Genomic DNA, 4,591 nt, shown 5'->3' with positions numbered 1-4,591 from the left:
AGCAGGAAGAGAATCCAGATTCTTCTTTGGACTTTGATTGGGATGTTTCTTTTTTTGTTTTTGCCATGGACACAAAATATTACAACAAAAGGGTTTGTAACAGCACTCAGGCCAGACCAAAGACCTCAGACAGTACATTCCATCATAGCTGGAAGGATTGAAAAATGGTATGTGGCTGAAGGTGATTATGTAAAAAAGGGAGATACCGTACTTTGGGTTTCGGAAATCAAGGATGATTATTTTGATCCCAAACTTTTGGAAAGAACACAGCTTCAGGTAGATGCAAAAAATCTATCCGCAAAATCCTATTCTGAAAAAGTGAGGTCTCTTGAAATCCAGATCCAGGCTTTGAAAGAAAACAATGTATTAAGGAAAGAACAAGCGGAAAATAGGCTCAGAATGGCAGAACTCAATGTAATTTCTGACAGTATCCGTTTTGAGCAGTCCAAAGTAAATTTTAAGGTAGGAACAGAACAGCTCAAGCGGACGGATAAATTGTATCAGGAAGGACTGCGGTCACTTACAGATTTTGAACAAAGGGAACTCAGATTTCAGGAAGTACAGGCAGGCTTGGTTGCTGCGGAAAATAATTTGCTGAAAAGTAAAAACGCATTGATAGCGGCACAAATTGAGCTGAACGCCATTGACAATGATTTTAGAGACAAAATGGCGAAGGCCTCTGCGGATATGTATGAGTCCATGTCTTCACAATTTGACGCTGAGGCCACAGCCACCAAACTTGAAAACCAATATACCAATTACGAGGTAAGGACAGGTTACCGTCATATATTGGCTCCTCAGGATGGTTATATCACAGAAGCCATTCAGGTGGGTATAGGCGAAACGATCAAGGAAGGTGCAGAAATCATCAGTATCCTTCCCGGCAATGCACAGCTGGCAGTCGAAATGTTTGTTGATCCTGTGGATTTTCCTTTGTTGAGATTGGGAAATAAAGTCAGGTTTATTTTCGATGGTTGGCCTGCAATTGTATTTTCAGGATGGCCCCAAATCACCAACGGAACTTTCGGTGGAGTCATAAAAGCCATTGATAATTTCTCAGGACCGGATGGAAAGTACAGGGTTTTGGTGGTAGAGGATCCCGAAGAAAAGAAATGGCCAACCCAATTGAGGATAGGTTCGGGTGCAGATGGCATTGCTTTGCTCAATGATGTGCCCCTTTGGTATGAAATATGGCGTCAACTCAATGGATTCCCTGCCGATTATTATACCGCAAGGGAAAAGGCGGAAAACAGTAAGAGCAAATAATCATGCGAAGGATTTTTCTATTGTTGGCATTAGGACTTACAAACCTTGCTTTTGGGCAGGAGATGCTTTCCTATGACAATTACGTAACTTGGGTTAGGGGATTTCATCCTGTTGCCAAGCAGGCGGATATCACGGTTGAGTTTGGTGAATTGGAACTCCGTGCTTCCCGTGGAGGATTTGATCCTCGACTTTACGGTGATCTTGATTCAAAAAGATTTAAAAATACCAATTATTATAATAAAAGAGAGGCAGGCCTTGTAATTCCTACCATGGCAGGTGTAGAATTGAAAGGTTTGGTTGAGTATAATACAGGATCATTATTGAATCCCGAAATGGAAGTCCCCGAAGATGGCTTGGCTGCATTGGGAGCCTCCGTCAATTTGGGTCAGGGACTTTTTATAGACAAAAGGAGGGCTGCACTCAGACAGGCGCAAGTTTATGTAGAATCCACCAAAGCCGAAAGGATACAGATTCTCAATGACCTATTTATGGAATCTACGGAGGCATATTGGTCATGGGCAGCGGATTACCAAAACGTAATGGTTTTGGAAGGAGGTGTGAAACTTGCCGAAGAGAGGTTTGAAATGGTGAAGGAAAGCTATATTCAGGGTGATTTTCCTGCCATTGATACTGTGGAAGCCTATACGCAAGTGATGGATAGGACTTATAGACTACAATCTGCACAGATCCAATTCTTCAAATCTACCCAGTATTTGAATACTTTTCTTTGGGATGAAAACAATGAACCGGTAGACCTTATGGAATCAGTCTATCCCGAAAATGTACTTGATCAAATGCTCTTCGATTACGATAAGGAATCTATGCGGGAGTATATTTTCAGACATCCCCAATTGCTCTTGACAGATTATGACATCGAATCCCTTGAGATCGACAGACGGTATAAATCCAATATGTTGCTTCCGGTATTGAAGGTCAATTACAACTTTTTGGTTGAAAAGCTCGACGATTTTCAATTGTCTCCTTTCTTGGAAAACAACTACAAACTGGGTGTGACATTTTCCACACCTATCTTGTTGAGAAGGGAGAGAGGAGACCTTGGCTTGGCAAAAGCAAAAATCAACTTCAAAACCTACGAAAGGGATTTGAAACTGCTTAAACTTACTGCCAAATTGGATGCTGAAATCTATAATTTTGAGACTGTAGAGCAGCAACTTGGAATTTATACAAACAATGTCAACGGACTCCAAAAGCTTTTGAGAGGTGAAATGATGAGATTCGAAGTTGGAGAAAGTTCCCTTTTCCTTGTGAATGCCCGTGAAGTAAGCCTTATCAGTGCACAGACTACTCTCAATGACTTGGCTGCAAAAAGGAAATCAGCTTATGCCAAAATGTTAAATGCAGCAGGTTTGGGATTTGAGGATTGAAATTAAAATCATTCAGTCCATAGACCACAGACCACGGCTTCATATATTGAATTTCAACCCATTTTTGGATTTGAAATGTAAACCATAGATCAGTAAAAAAGAAAATCCCGCAAATATGTAGACTTGCGGGATTTTCTTTTGTGAGGATTTGATGCTGAGACTGAAAACTGCCTAATGCGACTGCTTATTGTTTTCAACCAAGTTTCCAACCCTCTCTGTACTCTCGTTTTACAAATTGATTGGCAGGTTCAAAGTTGGTGACTTTCATATTTGGTCCATCCCAAACGAGCTTGATGCCTCTTCCAGGATAATTGAAACCGTTACCTGTTTCTCTGGGAATCCTGTAGTCATAACTTCTGATGGCAAGATTTCCCATTAACACTGATTCTGTCAATGGTCCAGCCACCGAAAACGGTGAACTCAATTGATTAAATTCTTTACTTCCATGGCCACCGATGCAAGCTTCCACCCAATTGTTGTAATGTCCCCTGTCACCAAGAGGAACTCTGTATAATGTTTGGGGAACATTGATTTCTGCGGTCTTGGATGTCGGTAAAAGTTGGGGATTTACACCATAAGTGCCACACATCATTTTCCCTTTTGTGCCTTCGATGATGACACCGTTTCCTCCATCACCCATGACTTCATTGGGTCCTAGTTCTTCTGGTCTCGCGGGTTGGATTCCACCATCCATCCAATGGAATTGTAGATCGCTTTTTCCTTCTCTTTTGAACCTGAGGGTAATATGTGAAGAAGGAGGACAGCTTTCCGGGAAGTACCCCCTGCTAAATTCACCTACATAAACGGACCCCACGCTGCATTCTGCTGATTCTGGATATCCAAGGCCCAATACCCTGAATGGCGGCTCCATGATATGGCAAGCCATGTCTCCCAAGGCACCTGTACCATAATCCCACCATCCACGCCAATTGAATGGGATGAGGTTGGCCACGTAATCTTTTTTAGGTGCTGTACCCAGCCAAAGATCCCAATCAAGATCAGCCGGTGGGGTTGCAGGATTTGCTGACCAAGGTATTCCCTGAGGCCAAACAGGTCTGTCAGTCCAGCAATATACCCTTGTGGCTTCTCCTATAAGTCCGGCATTATACCATTCCACCATTTTGCGGACGCCTTCACCCGAGGAGCCCTGATTACCCATTTGGGTTACCACTTTGTATTTTTGGGCGGCTTCTGTCAGCATCCTTGCTTCATAAATATCATGAGAAAGTGGCTTTTGGACATAAACATGCTTTCCCAATTGCATAGCAGCCATCGCCTGTACAGCATGCATATGGTCAGGAGTCGAAACGGTGACTGCATCAATATTTTTATGCTCTTTGTCAAGCATAATCCTATAATCCTTATAGTATTTTGCTTTTGGATGAGCTTGTACGCTGCCTTTTGCCCTAGTATCATCCACATCACATAAGGAAATAAAATCTGCCTTTCCGCTGTTGAAAACTCCTCTTACATCTCCGGTTCCCATTCCACCAACACCGATTCCTGCCACCCGTAACCTATCAGAAGGCGCAATAAATCCTGGACCTCCCAATACATGTCTGGGTACAAAATAAAATCCCGCCAAAGCTGTGGCCGAGGCTTTGACAAAGTTCCTTCTGGAGGTAGTTGCCAAATTTGAGTCTTTCTTTTTCATTTGGTTTATTGTTAGTTTCAGTAGATTCATTCAAAAATTTAAGATAAACAATAAATTAAAATTGGGCTTTGTATGGGGAATATTTTCTTGAAATTAGAAAAAAGGAGAAATGAGTTGATGGATGGATAAACCAAAGAATTTGCTAAATGGTAAAATCTTAAATAAAAATTTTAATTAAGTTTGTCAGGTTAAAAATCCCAATAGTTTTCCTTCTTTTATGAAAATTCAAAAAATCTTATCCTCAATCCTGCTCATTTCCTTTTTAGGATTGGGAATGGTGTCTTGT

3 protein-coding genes are annotated in these 4,591 nt (G+C 41.6%); 2 read left to right on the top strand and 1 reads right to left on the bottom strand.

The window, feature by feature from the left end; all coding sequences use genetic code 11:
• Positions 1 to 1,266: HlyD family secretion protein (locus tag ACZFYI_RS16105; protein ID WP_462525152.1), on the top strand; the 1,266-nt coding region annotated here is incomplete at its 5' end.
• Between the two features lie 2 nt (positions 1,267 to 1,268).
• On the top strand, positions 1,269 to 2,651 hold the full coding sequence (locus ACZFYI_RS16100; RefSeq protein WP_462525151.1) for a TolC family protein: 1,383 nt from the start codon (positions 1,269 to 1,271) through the stop codon (positions 2,649 to 2,651).
• A gap of 193 nt (positions 2,652 to 2,844) precedes the next feature.
• Here the strand turns inward: ACZFYI_RS16100 and ACZFYI_RS16095 are convergent, their stop codons facing one another.
• Positions 2,845 to 4,305 carry a Gfo/Idh/MocA family protein gene (locus tag ACZFYI_RS16095; protein ID WP_462525150.1) on the bottom strand — a complete coding sequence of 487 codons (1,461 nt, stop codon included), beginning with the start codon at positions 4,303 to 4,305 and terminating at the stop codon, positions 2,845 to 2,847.
• Between the last annotated feature and the right edge of the window lie 286 nt (positions 4,306 to 4,591).

The sequence above is a fragment of the Aquiflexum sp. genome (genome assembly GCF_977115555.1).
Note: the sequence above shows the minus strand (reverse complement) of the source record. Positions and strands in the feature narration are given on the sequence as shown.